This window comes from Burkholderia sp. JPY481 (genome assembly GCF_038900515.1).
GTDB lineage: Bacteria > Pseudomonadota > Gammaproteobacteria > Burkholderiales > Burkholderiaceae > Paraburkholderia > Paraburkholderia youngii.
This window is the reverse complement of sequence record NZ_JAYMRT010000018.1, coordinates 43,945-62,218: the sequence shown is the minus strand read 5'-3', so window position 1 is coordinate 62,218 and position 18,274 is coordinate 43,945. Positions and strand designations below refer to the sequence as shown.

11 protein-coding genes and 1 pseudogene are annotated in these 18,274 nt (G+C 60.4%); 4 read left to right on the top strand and 8 right to left on the bottom strand.

Annotated elements, in window-relative coordinates; all coding sequences use genetic code 11:
* The first annotated feature begins 255 nt into the window (after window positions 1-255).
* Entirely contained in the window at window positions 256-1,845 is a 1,590-nt protein-coding gene (locus VSR82_RS31350; protein ID WP_498858336.1) for an ATP-binding protein, read from the top strand.
* Here the strand turns inward: VSR82_RS31350 and VSR82_RS31345 are convergent.
* On the bottom strand, window positions 1,815-4,703 hold the full coding sequence (locus VSR82_RS31345; RefSeq protein WP_498858335.1) for an ATP-binding protein: 2,889 nt from the start codon (window positions 4,701-4,703) through the stop codon (window positions 1,815-1,817). The genes VSR82_RS31350 and VSR82_RS31345 overlap by 31 nt on opposite strands.
* Before the next feature lie 497 nt (window positions 4,704-5,200).
* On the opposite strand from VSR82_RS31345, the gene VSR82_RS31340 reads away from it, so the two are divergent.
* Both VSR82_RS31340 and VSR82_RS31335 read left to right on the top strand, forming a co-directional pair.
* Window positions 5,201-5,485, top strand: coding sequence for a hypothetical protein (locus VSR82_RS31340; protein ID WP_498858334.1), 285 nt, complete (start codon window positions 5,201-5,203; stop codon window positions 5,483-5,485).
* A 272-nt stretch (window positions 5,486-5,757) separates the two neighbouring features.
* On the top strand, window positions 5,758-6,585 hold the full coding sequence (locus tag VSR82_RS31335) for a hypothetical protein (RefSeq protein ID WP_498858333.1): 828 nt from the start codon (window positions 5,758-5,760) through the stop codon (window positions 6,583-6,585).
* Between the two features lie 934 nt (window positions 6,586-7,519).
* Here the strand turns inward: VSR82_RS31335 and VSR82_RS31330 are convergent.
* The 7 genes and pseudogenes from VSR82_RS31330 to VSR82_RS31300 form a co-directional block, all read right to left on the bottom strand.
* Complete coding sequence (locus VSR82_RS31330; protein WP_176379811.1) at window positions 7,520-7,777, bottom strand: DUF4242 domain-containing protein; 258 nt, start codon at window positions 7,775-7,777, stop codon at window positions 7,520-7,522.
* A 57-nt stretch (window positions 7,778-7,834) separates the two neighbouring features.
* The gene (locus VSR82_RS31325; RefSeq protein WP_498858332.1) at window positions 7,835-11,458 is read right to left on the bottom strand and encodes an AAA family ATPase; all 3,624 of its coding nucleotides are present in this window, start codon (window positions 11,456-11,458) and stop codon (window positions 7,835-7,837) included.
* 767 nt (window positions 11,459-12,225) lie between these two features.
* Window positions 12,226-12,454, bottom strand: a pseudogene (locus VSR82_RS31320) (IS110 family transposase); the annotation flags it as partial.
* Between the two features lie 147 nt (window positions 12,455-12,601).
* A complete protein-coding gene (locus VSR82_RS31315) occupies window positions 12,602-13,435 on the bottom strand; it encodes a carbohydrate ABC transporter permease (protein WP_184138932.1) in 834 nt (277 codons plus the stop codon).
* Between the two features lie 11 nt (window positions 13,436-13,446).
* Window positions 13,447-14,388 carry a carbohydrate ABC transporter permease gene (locus tag VSR82_RS31310; RefSeq protein WP_498858331.1) on the bottom strand — a complete coding sequence of 314 codons (942 nt, stop codon included), beginning with the start codon at window positions 14,386-14,388 and terminating at the stop codon, window positions 13,447-13,449.
* Between the two features lie 160 nt (window positions 14,389-14,548).
* Window positions 14,549-15,808 carry an ABC transporter substrate-binding protein gene (locus VSR82_RS31305; RefSeq protein WP_498858330.1) on the bottom strand — a complete coding sequence of 420 codons (1,260 nt, stop codon included), beginning with the start codon at window positions 15,806-15,808 and terminating at the stop codon, window positions 14,549-14,551.
* A 35-nt stretch (window positions 15,809-15,843) separates the two neighbouring features.
* Window positions 15,844-16,992 carry a mandelate racemase/muconate lactonizing enzyme family protein gene (locus VSR82_RS31300; protein ID WP_498858329.1) on the bottom strand — a complete coding sequence of 383 codons (1,149 nt, stop codon included), beginning with the start codon at window positions 16,990-16,992 and terminating at the stop codon, window positions 15,844-15,846.
* A 71-nt stretch (window positions 16,993-17,063) separates the two neighbouring features.
* Here VSR82_RS31300 and VSR82_RS31295 point away from each other — a divergent pair, with 71 nt between their 5' ends.
* Complete coding sequence (locus VSR82_RS31295) at window positions 17,064-17,798, top strand: GntR family transcriptional regulator (protein ID WP_368624046.1); 735 nt, start codon at window positions 17,064-17,066, stop codon at window positions 17,796-17,798.
* Window positions 17,799-18,274: the final 476 nt, after the last annotated feature.

Sequence of the window (18,274 nt, the reverse complement as noted above, 5' to 3'; positions counted from 1 at the left end):
TTGCATTGATCGTTTGCCTCAATTATCCGTCGAGAGCGGAGCATTGCTCTTTTGGACACCCCTTAAATTTCGTTAACGCTCCCTTAAGCGTTGAATGCATACGCGGTGCGGCATTGACATTCGCTATCGAAATGCTCTCGCGCGGCCGTAGATTAACAAAAGTTAATTTAACAATCACCGGGAGGAAAACACCGCTCACCTATCATCCGTCTCGACACTGCCGGCGCGCCAACAGTCCAGCAACGACCAACCGGCATGTGGCGCCCGGCCTCACCCCAATCAACGTCGGACGATTTAGCCATGAATCACGCGATAGCCGACTTTCGAACATTCGCTCCCCGCCCGCCAGTCATCCAGATCGGCGAATGCGACGTCGATCTCGGCGTCCGGGCGCTGCGCCGCGGCGGCAGAGTGGTGGAACTCGGTTCGCGCGCGTTCGAGTTGCTCGCTACCATCGCCTTGGCGGGTGGTCGAATCGTGTCGAAGGACGAACTCATGGATGCGGTCTGGCCCGATACGATCGTCGAGGAAAACAATATCCACGTGCAGCTTTCGGCAATCCGCAAGGCGCTGGGCCCGGATAGAAAACTGATCGTGACGGTGCCGGGGCGCGGCTATCAGCTCGTCTCGCCAGTGTCCGGCGGCACGATCGTGCATTTGCCACGCCGTCAGTGCACGCTCGCGCCTGAGCCCTATCAGGCGCGGACGAGCGAAGCGCTGCTCGGTCGGGAATCCGCGATCGCCGAAATACGCTCGATGATGGCCTCGGCACCGGTCCTGACGCTCATTGGCGCGGGCGGCATCGGTAAGACAGCTATTGCCCGGGAAATCGCGCACCAGTTCGCAAACGAGCAGGCCGTCGATGTCCACTTTGTCGAACTCGCCGCGCACAGAACGCGCCATGCGGTGATCCGTGCGTTCGTCGAGGCCTGCGGACTCCGACTGCACGACGATGAACCCGACATCCAGAGCGTCGCCAATGTGCTGGCAAGAATGCGCGGGTTGCTCGTTATCGACAACGCGGAGCACGTCGTGGAACACGTGGCCGAGATCGTCGGACTGATCGGCCAGGCCGGTCACCAGGCCATGATCCTCGTCACCAGCAGGTTCCGTCTGCGCGTATCGAGCGAAGTCGTCTATCGTGTCGGCCCGCTGGCGCTAGCTGACTCCCGCGACGACCCGCAAGCCATACTCCGCTCCCCGGCTGTCCGTCTGTTCCTGAACCGACTCAGTTCGAACGGCGTGAACGTCGATATGAATCACGATCGCCTCCGGCTCGTCGAAGAAATATGCCGCCGTCTGGAAGGCATCCCACTGGCGCTCGAACTGGCGGCGGGCCGTGCGTGTGCACTAGGCCTGCACGGCATCTGCGCAGGGCTCGACGAACCTCTGCTGTACCTCGCGGGCGGGTATCGGACCGCTCAGCCCAGACATCGGACCCTGCGGGCAGCGCTCGACTGGAGCTTCGACATGCTCGACATCAGCGAGCAGACGGTGTTCAGGCGTCTGAGCGTCTTCGGCCACGCTTTCTGCGCCGAAGCGGCGTCCCGGATCGCACGCGACGCCACTCTCCCGGCTGAAGCCGTGATGGATTGTGTCGGCGAGCTTATTGACAAGTCGCTCATCGAAGTCCAGTTCGATGGCGCGGAGGCGCGGTACTACCTGTCGGCCGCAGCTCGCGCGTATGGTCGTGAAAAGCTGCTCGCGACGGGAGAAAGCCGCACGATTTTCGAGCGGCATACCCGCCACATCGGCGAACACTCTCCGGCACTTGTCCCCGACGGCGCCGCGTTGCAGGCATTTTCTGTCGGGGCTTATGCGAGTGACGCAATGCCCGCCGTCTGACGGGCCGGCGCGACCTCAGCCGCGCCATCCTCGACTTGTTCCGCATGACGAGCGCCCAAGGCATCGATCAGTTCGAACAGTGCCTGGACATCTGCGCTTGCGCTGCCGCGATCGAAGCCGCCTGAAAGATCTTGCAGCAGGACCAGTGCATCTGCCGATTTCCCGTCCTCGTCCAGCAGCCGCGCCATCGCGGCTGTAGCACGCAGCTCCAACATCCGGGCGCCCTGCTGTTGCGATAACTGCATCGCCTCCAGGAAGCAGCCTCTTGCTTCGACGAGTGCGTCGCACCACGCATCGCCTCCCTTCGGCTCGAGCTTGGCTCGCGCTTGCGCGACGAGACCAAGCGCCCGCCATACTTCAGGCAGAAAGAACAGCTTGCTGTGCCGTCCGCAGAATGCCAACGTATCGTGCAGTCGCGCGGAAGCCTCGGCGAAGCGGCCGAGCGCGATCAGCCCCTCCGCGCACGCAACGACGAAGGGTGCAATCAGGCGCCTGAAGCCTCGTGCAATCAGCGCATCCAGCGACGCCTCGAGCACCGGCAAGCCACTTTCAATCTTTCCTTCGAGAAGATCGCAATAGCCGTCGAGACAATTGCCGTACTCACGCCAGATCGTGAAACCGTGCAGTGCCGTCTGCGAGCGCATGATCTCCAGATAGCGGCGGCCGCGCCCCAAATCGCCCGAGAGCAATGCGATCGGCACGGCGACCACGCCGAGCACATGCGTGAGCCAGGGCTCCATCGTCTCCGGCCTGATCAGGTTGACGCCCTGGTCGACGTACTCCAACGCCTCTTCGGCATCGCCCTGCAACCAGACGATGCGCGCCAGCGTGCCGTAGCAGATGGCAAGAGGATCGACGGCGAAGCTCGTGATCTGCTCCGCTTCGTCCGGGTGAACCGCGAGATGCCGCATGGCCGCTTCGATCCGGGACTTCGCAAGATCGTGCTGCCCGGAGCAGTGCTGCGCGACTGCGGCAAGCAGGCTTGTCAGCGTCTCCTGCCATGCATGACCGCGGTCCCGCGCGAAGGTCTGAAAACGCAGCGCATAATCAATTGCGTCGTGCACGTTGCCGCCGTATAGCGCGGCATTCCAGAGCCCCCAGTACGCACGAGCCTGAAAATCGTCGTTAGCGGACGAGATGGCCAGATCGAGAACCTCGTTCCAAAGTTGCGCGCAACGCCCGATCGGACCACACAGATTCGGCAACGTCGCAGCCAACGCCGCTCGAACACGCATCTCGTTCACGGCATCTATCGCTCGGGCCGGCAACTCGCTGAGCGCAGACACCGCACGTTCCGCTCGCGCGGCGCATTCCTCGATCAGGCAGCAACGCAGCAGGACGCCCGTCAACGTCGACGTCAGCTCGACGGCGAGATGCAGATCGCCAGCGGAAAATGCCCACTCGGACGCGGCACGCGCATCGTCGAGCGTCTGCCGCAGCTCGGAGGAGCCGTCCGCCAGTTGCAGCGAATACGTAGGGCCCACCCCCGCGTCGAAACGCGACGCGAAATAGCGCGCGATACGCGATGCGATTTCCTGTGTTTCGTTGTTTGCCTGAAGCATCTCGAGCGCATACGCTCGAGTCGATTCATTCATCCTGTACTCTGCGACCGGACCCTCGAGGCCGACGCTTACCATCGACTTTGCCACGAGTTCGCAGATCCCATCGATCGCGGCACCGATAGTCAAGCCCGAATCGCACGCGACGGCGCACATCGCTTCGAGCGTGAACGCACCCCCGAACATCGCGAGTCGCCGGAACAGAGCCTGAGCGCCTGGATCGAGCAGCGCGAAACTCCAGTCGAACGTGGCACGAAGCGTCTGATGGCGTGGCAACGCGGTGCGATAGCCGCCCGTCAGGATCGACATCTGGGCGTCGAGGCGCTGATAGACGCCTTTGATACCGAATGAAAAGACGCGACCTGCCGCCAGTTCGATTGCCAGCGGCATACCGTCGAGCCGACGGCATATGTCGCCAGCCATCAACGTTTCTGTTTTGTCCAAGCTGGGCTTTCCCCCTAGCGCCCTTACGCGCGCGAGGAAAAGGTGGACTGCAGACTGCGCAAGGACCTCCTGTTCGGAGGCGTCGCGCGCGGGCACGCTGAGAGGTTCAATGCGAATGGTCCTTTCCCGTGGAATATGCAATGGCTCCCGACTCGTGACCAGAACGCGCAACGCAGGGTTACCGTCCGTCAGCGCTTCGACGATCTCGGCCACGTGAGCAATCGCGTGCTCGGCGTTGTCGAGAACCAGCGTCCGGGGATGGTCCGCGAGCATCGCCGCGATCATGTGGACGCAAGGAACGTCGCCGTCGGAAGACAGGTGACAGCTTTGCGCGATGGACGCGAGGATCGACTGCCTTTCCGTCAGTCCCGCCAGTTCGACGAAACAGACAAGCTCGGAGTGCCCTTCGGCAATCTGGTGCGCGATAGCGATCGACAGCGTCGTCTTTCCGATACCGCCAGCGCCAGTCAGCGTCAGAACGGGTGCCGAATCGAAGGCTGCGCGAATCCGCGCGATGTCCGCATCGCGGCCGATCAATCCTGTTGCCAACGGCGGCAACGTGCACAGTGTGTCGCTTGGCGCAGCGCTTTCGGACGGCAGCGATGCAGCCGGATGCTGGATCAGCCGATAACCTCGGCCCGGCACAGTGACGATGCAGTCACGATCTTCACCGAGCGCTTTGCGCAGCGCCGAAAGGTGCACCTTGAGGTTGTTCTCCTCGACGACCGTATCCGGCCAGACGGCGCTCATCAGTTCGTCTTTCGCGACGAGCCGTCCGTTGGAGCAGGCGAGGAACGCGAGAATTTCGAATGCGCGTGACCCGACGTGCAGGACCTCGTCGCCCTTGCGTACCATGCGCCTACTTATGTCGACTTCAACGTGGCCGAATTTGATCATGATGCTGCGACGTCAATGGATATCAATAGCGACGCACGTGCCGATGGCGGGCTCGACATACCCTCAAAGCTCCCCCCACACGAATAAATCTGACTCTCGTCAGTCAGACCGTATTGCTCGCGGTCACGCGCCTTGAATGATGCCCCGCCCGCGAAACGATTTCTTGAAGATTCTTACCCAGTGTTGCACAGATTAGCTCGGTTCGCGGGGTGATGCATTAGACGCGCACGCGTTCTGCCGCATTGGATGCAATCGGTACCTGGCAGCCGTCGCGACTAGCGACGGAATATATAACTAAAACGAAATATAAACGAAAGCTATACGAAATTATTTGATTTACTTGCCCTTCGGTGGATGCGTGTCATCCGGCCTGACATCACACAACGCATCAAAGCAGGCCGCCATGGCCGTTGCGTGTGCGCTACCGCGTCCGACGTCAAAACTCGATGTATCGCATGTCGAGGATTGATCTTTCCCGACTCGCATCGCAGGCAGCAGCGTTGCTTGCCCATCTCCCGAGGGACCACGGAGCATGGGAGCCGGATTCCACATACGGGCGCAATCTCGAGATTCTGATCGAGCGATTGTCGAACGGCGACGCCGTTTCGACGCAGTTCGGCACGCTGCTGCGCGATGCGCTCGCCCGTCCGCACGAACTGGCCTCCATTCTGGCTGAGACCGGTCTGTTGCTCACCACGATTTCGCCCGCAAACTACTCATGCCGGCCAAGTCGCAATTGACAGCCTCGATGGCCGCGCTTGAACGAGTGAGAGACGTTGGCACTGTTGCGACGATCGGCCGATACGGGTCGTGAGTGCGCGTTGGCGACCGGCCGCTGTCGGGAAGCGAAATACCAATGACCGGTTTACGGCGATGAGTTCGAAGCGCGGATGGACTCAGCCCGACCCGGAGCGGCCTCTCATCACATGGTCATCGAGCGACCGTTGAGCGCGGCACCTTGGTCATTCGGCCGAGTGCGGATGATCTTGCGCTGTCCATCGCATACAATCCCATGTCCAAACCGCAAACAAATATGATGCGCAGGCCATCCGTCATCGCAGGAATCGCGTACGTCCAGTTGTTGACTGCTGTACACATACTCAAGGCATTCGATAGCCCGTATATCAATCGAGTCCCGTTATACATTGGTTCGCCGCTCTCTGTGCATGCGCAATGGACCTACATGGCCAGTCTGTTGCCGGTCGCTGTCGTTGTTGGTGTGGGCTTGGTCCACGGCAAGTCTTGGGTACGCTGGATTCTCGCGGCGACTATTCTCGCCACTGCGGCTATCACCATCCCCGTACAAAATGCTCAAGGCATCTATTCATACGTACTCGCCCTACTGATAGGTTCCACAATTCTGGCGCTGCTTTTCCTTGCTCCTTCGGCAAGGACATATTTTGCTCATCCACGAGCCGCGAAGCGATCGCTCTCGGTGCGAGACCTCTTCGCGCGAGCGATGTTTGCCTTTTGCGCCGTGAACACGTCCTTCATCCTCGCAGATCGCTTCGCCGGTAAGGTTGAACTTGCAACAGCCATTGCCGTGCTCGCCAGTCTTTCATTGCCGGCCCTCGTGCTGGGAATTGTCGCCCGTTGGCATGTCACGACGGCTTGCCGTGAAGCTGCAACGGTCCTGCTATCGACGGCACTGTTCCTTGCTTGCCGGTTTTTGCTTGTCGCTACTTACGTTCACGTTAGTAATCTGACGGCTTTTCCGGAAGCTATGCGGATAGACAGTGTAATTCTCACATCCGTGATTGCTGTGCTGGGGCTATTGCTTTCGAGGTTGTCAGTACATCGGGCGTCTCGGCCGCAGCCGCTCACCGCCGGCGAGTCGTGAGACGGAACTCTCGGGCGACGAAGTTGGCGGAGAGGCGGCATAACGGCGTGTAGCATTTCAAACAGAATGGCGATGAATACGCTTCCTCTTCCAGCTGAAGCGTGCGAGTGGCGCCGATAAAGCCGTTGGCCAGGTGGCGCGCTATATGCGCTGGGTGACAACATGTATCGCAGCTGGCAAACTGGTTCATGGCGTGATAGTTGCGCGTGAGATTGGCCAGAACCTGCGATATGCGATGCTGGCGGTCCCTAGGCTTATGGTCTACGAGTACAAGGTGGTATTTAGTCTGGACCGGGTAGATGGGCCCGATGTTAGTGCGCGGACTGTGTGATCGGTTGGCCGACTGGCCATGTTGCTTGACGCTATCTAGTAGGGCGACCACCACCGATTGGAATCGGCAACGGCTAATCAACTGGGCCGTCGACATTGGACCGCATACCGCGGCGGTCATCGAACATCTCCTTGGCGGCGGTCTGGCGATCGAATTGCAGTCGCAGGTCAAGCGAATAGGTTTGCTCCTCGTGGCAGCTTCGCGATTTGGTGAATGGGATGCCTGCAGCGTTGGTAATCAACGAGCGCTGGAACGAAAGACGTGGCTTACGTGAGAAAACGAATGGGTCATATCGACCCGTTGCGGCCCTTCCGCCTGACGCCGGGCTAAGGGCCGCTTTCGACGTGCACCGGTCATAGTCACACGCGCCTCCAGAACCGGGGATACGGCCCAGGCATTTTCTGCCTTTCGGCGTCGCGTCCTCAACGGCTCGACCCTGTCCTCGCTTTGAGCAAATGCGAGTTATGGCTTAAAGGCGAGCTGTGGCCAGGCAGCCGCGAATGCGTCTATTCCTCGCTGCCGCCGCTGTCCGATGACGTTGGCGACAATCCTGTCGTTGCATACGGGTGCTCAGCCATTAGACGATGCATCGTTCCCCTTCCTCTAGTTAAACATTTCCGGCCGCAAGTCGCTTACCTCGATGATCACATCGGCCGGCAGATTGGCCCGGCGCGCTGCGGCGCGGATGGCGTCGGCGCTGGGCGCCTCATACAGGCAATAAGTCTTCTTCTTGTCCGCGCTGAGAAACGAAAAGAGCCACTCGACGCCTTCCTCGTCGTTGATTCTCTTCACGGTTGCAGCACTTTCGCCCGTGACCTCGAGTTGTTCTGCAAAATTACGTTCAATCATAAACCGCGGCATATGATTCTCCTTGAGTAGCGACTGCACATTGCCCGTCAAACTGTGCGATAGCCTGTGCTAACTTTTGAGCCCTGTTCTTGCCTGCGCGCCACGAATACGCTCGACGAGTGCGAACATCTTAAGTTTTTTGGCTGCGGCGGCTGCCATCGAGAGCAGATCTTGCGCACGTGCTCTATCTCTAATGCCATTGCGTGCCGCCAGCATGAGCGCGTATTCGTGCCGGCTGTGCGCGAGCCAAGGCCATGCTCGCAAGCGCTCGTCCATGCGCAACGCGTATTCGAAATGCTGTTCGGCGGCTGACCAGTCGCCCAGAGCACGGGCCAATATGCCCAGAAACCGTGCCGCAGAGCCGCAGCAGAGCGTAAAGACTGGAACCGTGACGACCTGATCCTGGAACGGCAGAAGAAGGGCATAAATATGTTTGGCATGTTCGACGTCCCGCAGGCGGGCAGCAACCTCCGCCAGATATGTCAATGTGACGAGTCGCTTGCTGTCCACGGGGATGCTGTATTCGGATTGCGCAAGCCGGACGAGATTGTCGCGGGCCTGCGCCTCGAAGCCGAGATCACTGCAGATCAACATGAATCCCGGCCGCCACGTAGCGTCCTCGGAATGCTCGTCGACAAACCGCTTGAATATGGGCGCGACCTCGGCGAGCCGGCCCTGTTCGCGACGTATCGCGAACATCTGCATGCCGTAGACACCCGTAGCGAGATTCGCGTCGGCGTTCTGCGCCATCCGCAACGAGTCCCGCGTCTTTTGCTCCGCCTCGGCGAAGTCACCGACGAGTATGGCCCGCATCGCCTGCGCCCCCGTCACGCACCACTTGTCGACGAAGTGCTGTCCGCTGGCGGCGATCTGCCGATACCGTTCCAGCGCGCTCTCGAAACGGTCCACCTCGCCAATTTCCAGGTAGCCGGCAAGACATCGGGCGCATGCATGACCGATGGTTTGCGCATCGCCGAGATCTTCCGCCATCTGCCTCAACTCCAGCAACACGCTTTCACGCTCCAGAAACCTGTTCGCGGGTAAGGGGAGAGCCCCGACATGCATCAACTCGCACGCCAATGCATCGAACAGGCTTGGCAGATCGTTCAGGCGTCTGGCGAGGGCGACGGCCTCTTGGGCAAATTCACTACTTTGTTCGCGTGCACCCGTCATATGAACGGTGCGAACGAGGCGACTCAACAGGCGGCAACGCTCGACCGATTCCTCGGTGCCGACCAGGGCGAGGGCCTCTTCCAGCAACGAAAGCGATGCATCGCCGGAACCTTCGAGGAAGGTCTCGGCGGTGTCGAACTCCAACGCTGCCTGCACGAGATACGATGTGAGCCTCCGTTCGCGCGCAATTCGCGCGGCCTCGCGGAAGGTCGCAATCGCCTCGCGTTGGGCCAGTCTGAACTCTGCCCTGCCTCTTGTCAGCAGCAGAGGCAGCAGGTGAGCGGCCCGATCCGGCTCGCTGTAGGAGCATCGGTTGACCAGTTCAAGTCCGCGCTGCACATGGGCGATCGCCTCATCGTAGGCGGCACCCGCAAGCGCCCGTTCTCCGGCACGCTGCCAATAGCCAATCGCGCGATCCGGCAGGTCGGCCGCGGAGAAGTTATGAGCGATCAATTCGGGTTGCCGCTCGACGATGTCCGGATAGTGTTCTTCGAGAGCAGCGCCGATTAGCGCGTGGAAGTGGCGGCGACGCGCAAGCAGCAGGGATTGGTATGCGATCTCCTGGATCAATGCATGCCGGAACAAAAAGGCGTCTCCTTCACCGAGTTTCCCTGAAGCAGGAACAATGATTTCGGCTGCAATCAGGCGGTCGAGCGACTCCTGCAGTTCGTCCTCTGACCTCGAAGCAATCAGGCCAAGCAACGTCCTGCCGAACTCACGTCCCACGGTGGCCGCGACCTGCGCAGTTTCCTTGACGGCTGGCTCCAGTCGGTCGAGCCTCGACAGCAGCGAGCCCTGCAGCGTGTCCGGAATTGCGATCGTCTGCGGCGTGCCTTTCAACTCGTAGCTGACGCCGGCATCCAGCAACAGATCGCCCTGGAGAACGGCCTTGGTCAGTTCCTCGACAAATAGCGGCACGCCGTCCGTCTTGGAGACGATCTGATCGAGCATGATATCCGGCAGCCGCTTGCCACCCGTCAGCCGCTCGACCATCGCAACGCAATCGCGGCGCGATAACCGATCGAGACTGAGTTGTACGAGATGAGGGTAACTCCACCCCGGTTCAAACTCGGGCCGCGCCGTGATAAGTACCATTAACCGGGCGGCCAGCAGCCGTTCAACCACGAGCCGAACGAACTCGAGGGATGACGGATCGATCCAGTGCGCGTCTTCGACAACGAAAAGAACCGGCTGAACGCGCGTCATCGTTTCGAGTACGGCCACCAGCACGTCCAGCGTCCGGCGCTTGAAGGAGGGAGAAGATGTGTCAATTGGCGGATGGCGCGCGCCTGTCTGAATCCCAAGCAAGTTCGTAAGTACCAGGAGTGCCTCGTCGACATCGACCCCAAGTCTTGCGATTCCGGCCTCTATCCGTTCCGTTTCCGACGCATCTGACGTGTCGGCCCCGACGCCAAAAGTGCGCTGTAGCCAGCGCTGTACCGGCCAAAATGGGCTGTTGCGATAGTACGTGGAACAGTGAAGCGAAACGATCACATGCGAGTCGTCACTGATGCCGTCGCAGAGCGCGCGCAGCACACGAGATTTTCCGATTCCCGGCTCGCCGGTCAGCAGCACGCAGCGCATTTCGCCATCGACGCTTTGCTTCCAGCGCCGCCAGATCATCTCGAGTTCCGCAGCCCGACCAATGAGCGGCGTCATCCCATGGACGGCTCTGATTTCGAAGCGGTCGATCATGTCCGCTTGCGCCAGCACACGTTGGACCCTGACCGGATTAGTGACCCCTTTCAGTTCGCGCCAGCCAAGGTCTTCAAGCTTGAATGACCCATCGATCAGATGTTGGGCGGCCGGACCCACGACGACCGCATCGGGCGGAGCGAGCGACTGCAGCCTTGCTGCGATGATTGGCGCCTCCCCGACGATTGCCTGGTGATCCAGCGAAGATCCAGCGCCAATCGCGCCGGCGACGACAAGTCCCGTTTCGATCCCGATCCGCATATGCAGACGCACGCCATACTCGGTTTCGATGAGATCGTTGGCATCGCGAAGCGCCGTGGTGGCAGCGAGCGCGGCGAGTACCGCACGTATGGCATCGTCTTCGTGCGCACCCGGATAGCCGAAATAGACGAGCAGCCCGTCGCCGATATAAAGCGCGATGTGACCTTCATGAGCTTCGATTGCCCGCGCACAGGCTTGATGGTAGACCCCTAGCAAACGTCGCATATCCTCTGGATCGAAGCGCTCCGCCAGCGCTGTCGAATCGATGAGGTCGATGAACATTACTGTGATTTGACGCCTCTCGGCCTCGATGGCTGGGGATGCAGGCGACGATGGCGGGTCTCGGCATTCCCATACCCGCTCAAGCGAATGTGCGTGGGCTTCGTTTAGCGCTGCAAGTCCTTTTGCGAGCCGCTTGCGGTCGCCAAGCGTAAGGCCTAGTTCCTTCAGGTCACCGTCGGAAAGATCGCTGAGCACATCCCAGTCGATTCCTTGGGAGGTGAACTTCGCAGTGTGGGCGCCGAGGCCAATCTGCGCTAACCATGTCGTCAGATCGTCGGTCATTGCTGGATCTCTGGAGGCCCCATCCACCGTCATCATCGGCGTGGTAGCCTGTCCACGCCGCTTCGCGCCTCTTTCCCATGAGTGTCGGGACAGGCGCATGCGATGGGTTTTATTAAGTAGGCGCGACGAACATTGCGGGTTGATGACCCGGTATCGAGGACTCACATGTCCGGTCCGCGACCGACTTCCTGCATGCGTAACCGCTCTATTGTTATAGTGCTTCTTCGTGTTAAGACAATCGAATGCCCGGTGACTTGGGCAGAGCCGACGTCTGAACGTCCAAGTGTCCGGACAAGCGATTGATGCTACGTGGCCGAACACGGAAGTTCACAGCCGGCCGATGCTTGGATCGGCCCACTTGGTCGGTGAACGTCCATATCCGACCCGAGGCGGTCCGCGGAGTCCGCTCTGCATCAATGGCAAGTTTCGAGGGGCGGACATTCGTCGGACGATGTCCTTATACGAGCAATCAGCCTTAAACCTGCGAATCTGGATGCAGAGAGCAGTCGGGAGAGATTTTTTGTTCAAGGTTTACGCGAGATGCCGGTCGATACTTCGTTGGATGGCGCTCTCGGGAGACATGCACTTCTCAAGCAATGAGCAAGTGATTTGGCCACCTAGACAAAGCGACAACTTCGCCTCGGGCGTGGCGCCCGCCACCAATGCACTCTGCGCACGTGGATCGGGCTGGTCCAACCTGTCTCGCCATCACATTGAAATCAACCTTAGTAACCTACCAGTGCCTCGACGCTTCAGAGACAAAACTTCTAAATGGGTCTATTGCTTACGTGATGCACTTCGTACGACGTCCCGTGAGCGAGGATCGCCCAGGCAGTTCGTGCCATTTCGTTTGAAGGCTACCGCCACTACATTTGCTGGGCGTCTCATCTGCATCGCCTTTTTCCAAGCGGTTGGTACCTTGGCGTGACACAGCACAGACCGCGCCCCATGTATCAACAACGTACGCAGGTACGGGTCGCCACGCCTCGATTCACCGCATGGAGCAACCGGGATCGGCTTCTGGGCCGGCCCCGACGATCGTGCCGGAAAGCTCCAGGCCGAGAATGCGCGGCGCGCCAGCGGCGGTGGATATTGGCCGAGGCGCTGAATCACGTCCGGACGATTGATGCCGGCCGCAGCGGATCACCCCTTTACCGCACCCACGGCGATGCCGGACACGATGCGCCGCTGGAACACGACGTAAAGCACGACGATCGGCGCCGCGGCCAGCACAAGACCCGCGCACAACAGCGGAACATTCGTCGTATATTCGCCGCGCAATGCCGCGATACCGACCATTAGCGTGCGCTTGTCCTGAAGCACGAGCAGCGAAATCAGTACATCGTTCCAGCAATACAGCGTGTTCAGAATGCCGAGCGTGACGAGCGCAGGCTTGCCCATCGGCAGCATCACGTACCACCACGCCTGCAGAATGCTCGCGCCATCGATCCGCGCGGCTTCGAGCAGCTCACGCGGCAAACTCGAATAAAACGCGGTCATCAGATACACGCTAAACGGAAGAAAGAAGGCCGTATAGGAAATGATCAGGCCCACGCGGGTATTCAATAGGCCCAACGCAATAATCGTCTGATAGAACGGCACGAGCACCACCTGCACCGGAATCATCAGCGACGCGAGAATGACCACGAAAATCAGCTTGCGATGCGGGAACCGCAGAAATGCGAACGTAAAGCCCGCGAGCGATGAAACGAACAGCAAGCACGCGACCGCGCCGACCGTCACGAGTATCGAGTTGATGTAGTACTCGCCAAGATTGGCCTGCACGCAAGCTTGAATGAAGTTCTCGAACGTCGGATGACCCGCGATGCCGAAACGATCAAGGATATAGTCACGCGTCGACTTGAACGCGTTGTTGAGCGCAAACGCCAGCGGATAGACGCACGACACGGCGAGCACGGCCATCGGAACGGACAGCGTCCAGAGCACTCGCCGGTCCTGCTTGACGGTAATCGCCATGCCATGAGCCCTCAGAGGTTCGCGTTACGGGTCATGATCCGGATCTGCAGCCATGCAATGCCGCCCATCAGCGCAAATAGCACGACGGAGATCGCCGCCGCATACGATGGGCGATTCATCTTGCCCTGCTCGATCCAGATCAAGAATTCCGGCAAGGTCGTCGATGTGCCGGGCCCCCCATCGGTCAACACGTAGATGAGTCCGAACATTGACGTCAGCACGCCGACCGTCGTGACGACGGCCACGAATTCGATGATCGGCCGCAGCATCGGGATGATGATGTAGATCCACGTCTGCCAGAAATTGGCGCCGTCAAGCCGCGCGGCTTCGATCATCTCATCGGGCACCGTCGACAGGCCCGCCATGAAGATCAGCACGCCCATGCCGAAGGTCGACCACATCTGCACGCCGATCAGGCTCATGAGCGCAGTCGAACCGTTGCCAAGCCAGTCGACCGCATCGATGCCAAACGTATCCAGCATCGCATTGAGGTTGCCGTCGTATCGCAGGACCACATTGAAGATCGAGCCGATGATCACGCTCGACAACACGGCCGGGAAGAAATAGATCGCACGAAACACCTTGCCGCCCGGCACCCCCTGATGAATCAGAATCGCCAGCACCATCGGCAGCATGACCCAGACTGGCAGCGTGGCCAGCAGGATCAGTGTGTTGACCATCGAATCGCGGAACGACGGATCGTGCGCGAGCGCGACGTAGTTCGACACACCGACAAAGCCGACCGCACCCGACGACGTCACGCCGAGGAACGACAGCACTGCGCCCCATCCGAGCGGAAAGATGCGGAAGACGATGACGAGCAGCAACGCGGGAAGCAACAGCACGAACGCCATGCGCTGCTCCGAACGGTCACCGCCCGGCCTGGCCACCGCAGGCGACGCCTTTGATGCGGGCGCCGCGCCGCTCGTCATAGATGCAGAAGGTTTCGACATGTCTGGGTCGTAGTTCAACGTGCCTTCGAGTGCCACACAATCGTCAAGGGCTGGCCTGATTTGCTTCACTATCGGGTGGCGTTGCCCCTCGAGTCGCACCACGTGGAGTGCTGCGATGGCTTCACCTTGCAACAATCCGGCGCGCCCAACAAGCTACACATCACCGCTTTGCCGACGCCTGGACTTCATCCATACGCGCAGCGGCCTTGTCGACCGTCGTATCGCCGTTAAGCAACAGCTGGCTCTGACGGTGCCACTCTTCCATCTCGGCCGCCGATGCGCCGAGCAGCGTCGTCGTCACGGCGGAGTCCTTGAGCCATCCGAGAATGATCTTGACGGTCGGGCCCTTGAACGAAGCGAGGTCGACACTGCTGTTCGCCGGCAGCGCGCCCGCATCGTTGGCGAAGACCTGGAGGGCCGCCGGGCTCGCCAGCTCTTGCACGAGTTGCCTGGCCAGCGCGACATTCTTCGACGCCTTGTTCACGCCGTAGCCGATACCGCCGGACACAGGCACACGCGGATTGTCGGGCGGATCGCCGGCCGCAACGGTCGGCGACGGCATCTTGTAGACACCGAGCTTTTCGGGCGTGAGGAAATTCTCGAACTGCTTCCAGTGCGCGACATCGGAAATCAGGCCGATCGTGTTGCCCGCATCGCCGCGCATGAATTGCTCGTATTCATCCATGAACTTCGTCGTCGAGTTCGCGCCCTTCGGATACCAGCCATCCTTTTGCGTATCGACCCACGCCTGGAGAATCCCCTTGACCTGCGGGCTCGACCACTTGAGCTTGCCCGCCGCGAATTGCGCCTGTTCGTCGGGTGTCATCGACGTCGCGGCCAGCGAGGAGAAGACGAATTCGGCACCGTAGCCTTCCTTGTTGCCGAGCGCAAAGCACGGGATCTTGCCGCCCTTGGCCTTGAAGGCCGCGCAAACGCGCTTGAGATCGTCCCAGTTCTTCGGCGGCTTGTTCGGATCGAGTCCGACCTGCGTGTAGAGGGCCTTGTTGTAATACACGACAAATCCCTGAAGCGTCAGCGGCAATGCATAGGTCTTGCCGCTTGCGTCCTGAAACTCCTTCACCCCGAGCATGCCTTTGTCGAGCCCGCTGAGATCGACGAGGTCCGACATCCGTGCACGTGCCTGCGCGCCGCCGTTCATCAGGAACACGTCGGGCCCGGCGTTAGCCGACAGCGAGGTGCCCAGGATCGTGTAGTACTGCTCGATCGGCTGGCCGACGAACTTCACCGTGACGCCCGGATGCGAGGCTTCAAAGTCTTTCTTGACCTTCTGGAAATACGTCGACGTAACGGGATCGCTCGACTTCCAGTCCCAGACCGTCAGGGTCTGTGCCGCGGCGGCGGCGGATAATCCGAGTCCGGCAAGACACACCGCGATGCGTGAGATGAATGGGCTTCGCACAGCTGTCTCCAATGGTTTTTATATGAAATCCATGGCTAGCCGGCCGTCGGTACGGCCGCCGGTTTCGAGAGCGGCGGCGGGCCAAGCTCGCTCCGGTCACGCACATCGGGCCGCCGTAGTTCGCGGCGCGCATATTCGCTGAGTTCGAGCCCGTGTCCGGGACGATCGGGTGCCATCGCAATGCCGTCGACAATGGCGATCGACTCTTCGACGAGCGCGTCGAAGTTCTGGAACGAGTATTCAAGCCATTCGACATCGGGCAGCGCGCATGCGCAGTGCACGCCGACTTCGAGGAAGGTATTGCCCATGCTGACCGGCACACCGAGGTCGGCCGCGAGCCAGCCCACGCGCATGACATCCGTCACCTGCCCGTGCACATTGAGGATATCGACCGCGCCGGCCTCCATCAATGCACGCTTGCCACTGGCATCGAGATACTCACCGGCATTCAGCGCGGTCCACGTGGCGTTGTGCCGGATGTGCCGCAGGCCTTCGAAATCGTTGCGCAACGTCGGATCCTCGACCCAGAGCAAGGCGTGACCGGCGTCGCGGATGCGTTCGAGTTTCACGACGGCTTCCTTGGGTGACCACGCTTCGTTCGCATCGATCATGACGTGCGCGTCGGCCCGCACGGCCTTCTTGAGCAAGTCGAGGCGATGAAGGTCGCGCTCGAAGTCCGGGTGCCCGACCTTTATCTTGAACGCGGTATAGCCGAGTGCGTCGGCACGTCCAAAAAGTTCGGCGAAGTCGGTGTCGCTCAGATGAAAGTCGAGCCCGCTTGCGTACGCCTTGATCCGGTCGCGCCGCGCACCGAGCATCTGCCAAAGCGGCATGCCCGCCTGCTTCGCGGCCAGGTCCCATAGCGCGACCTGGATTGCTTCATGGAAAGGCAACGTCCACGCGCGGTGGTTGCCGCCTCGCGGACGCGCTACACGGTGCACCAGTGCGAGCGGCCGCTCTCCTTCCAGCGTGGGCCAGACTTCGAAGCGGAAAATGCGCTCGATTTCCGCTTCGGGCGGCAACGGTACGAACAATGACTGCGCAAAGCCCAGGCCGGTGAGCCCGTTCTCACCGATCAGCTCGAGCGCCACGACGTGAGCATCGTCGGCCCGGACCTGGCTATCGCCGATCACCCGATCTCGGGCAAACTGGAAACGCGTAATACGGAAGTCAACGATACGCATGATCGAGTGCTCTGATAGATCAGATGCCGCAATTGATATATCATGTTAGTCGTTGCGATCGGAGATCACAAGTGGGTAGAACGAGAAAAGATGCCCTCGCCGAGCCGGCATCCGCTAAAACGGCCGTGGAGAGTTCTCCGGCCACCGAGACTGCAAGCGGCGGCGGGCGGCTCAGCGACATTGCGTACGAGCGGATTCTCGAGGGGCTGTTCGAGCGCAAACTGCCTGCCGGCGCATTCGTTTCGCAGAACGAACTCGTCCAGCTTCTGGGTATACCCGTAGCGCCGCTGCGTGACGCATTGCGCGTGCTCGAAGCGGAAGGGGTACTGACAATTCACCCGCGCTCGGGCATTCAGTTCATCAAGCCGGGGCTCGAACTTACTCGTGCGACGTATCAGTTCCGCAGCATCATCGAGCGCGCGGCGATTCGCGTGTTCGCCGAGACCGCGGATGAAGAGTCGATTGGTTCACTCGAAAAGCGCCATCTCGCGCTGGTGACCGCGATCGAGAAGCAAGGTCTCAATGCGCAGTACCTCACCGAAGTCGAAGCGCTCGAAACCTCGCTGCATCATGCGGTCATCACGTCGCTCGGCAATCCGCTCGTCGAGAACAGTTACCGGCGCATGCACAATTACCTGAAGCTGTTGCGCCTCGAACGCAAGCTCACTGCGCCGTTAGTACTGCGCACGCTCAAGGAACACCTCGCGATTCTCGAGGCTTGCAGGCTGCGTGATCCGGATGCCGCCGAAGCCGCCGTCACGGCGCACTTCGCGGCGGCGTTGCAGCGCAATCTCGGGATGTATTGAGCGAGAAGCGCACGCGCTCGACAACGTCTCGTATCTGAGACGCATCGCAGGGTTCAGGCAAATATGCCGGTGCCGATGAGTCGCCGCGATCCGGTATTGATGGATACGCCGGCCGCACGCATCGCACGTCGCGCCAGGTTGCGCAGCACGGCCAGGCCGAGTTCTCATGCGCCCAAAACCAGTATTGCATTGTCGTTCGACATGTACGCTCTCCGTTCTCAAGATAAATGACACATGGGGCTCTCTCCGGATGGACGACGCCGAAGGCAGAACGAGTTCCAACCGGTTCGCAGTGTAGGGGTGCAAACTCGCGCCAACGTCTGTCGCGAAACTACGCCGTCTGGTAATGAGGGGGCTGCCGGCGGCGAGCCCTGTGTTACAGACGTCGCAGCGATCCATTTACCCACTCGCAACGTCACCGCGACTGGGCGGCGAAGACGACCTTATATTTTCAGCTATATTCTCTTGCGCTAACA

Bases quoted from the DNA above. Each gene is read 5' to 3' on its own strand.
- VSR82_RS31315 (WP_184138932.1), bottom strand. From the start codon at position 13,435: ATGGCGATTACCGTCAAGCAGGACCGGCGAGTGCTCTGGACGCTGTCC.
- VSR82_RS31310 (WP_498858331.1), bottom strand. From the start codon at position 14,388: ATGTCGAAACCTTCTGCATCTATGACGAGCGGCGCGGCGCCCGCATCA.
- VSR82_RS31335 (WP_498858333.1), top strand. From the start codon at position 5,758: ATGTCCAAACCGCAAACAAATATGATGCGCAGGCCATCCGTCATCGCA.
- VSR82_RS31325 (WP_498858332.1), bottom strand. From the start codon at position 11,458: ATGACCGACGATCTGACGACATGGTTAGCGCAGATTGGCCTCGGCGCC.
- VSR82_RS31340 (WP_498858334.1), top strand. From the start codon at position 5,201: ATGTCGAGGATTGATCTTTCCCGACTCGCATCGCAGGCAGCAGCGTTG.
- VSR82_RS31350 (WP_498858336.1), top strand. From the start codon at position 256: ATGTGGCGCCCGGCCTCACCCCAATCAACGTCGGACGATTTAGCCATG.
- VSR82_RS31330 (WP_176379811.1), bottom strand. From the start codon at position 7,777: ATGCCGCGGTTTATGATTGAACGTAATTTTGCAGAACAACTCGAGGTC.
- VSR82_RS31300 (WP_498858329.1), bottom strand. From the start codon at position 16,992: ATGCGTATCGTTGACTTCCGTATTACGCGTTTCCAGTTTGCCCGAGAT.
- VSR82_RS31345 (WP_498858335.1), bottom strand. From the start codon at position 4,703: ATGGTACGCAAGGGCGACGAGGTCCTGCACGTCGGGTCACGCGCATTC.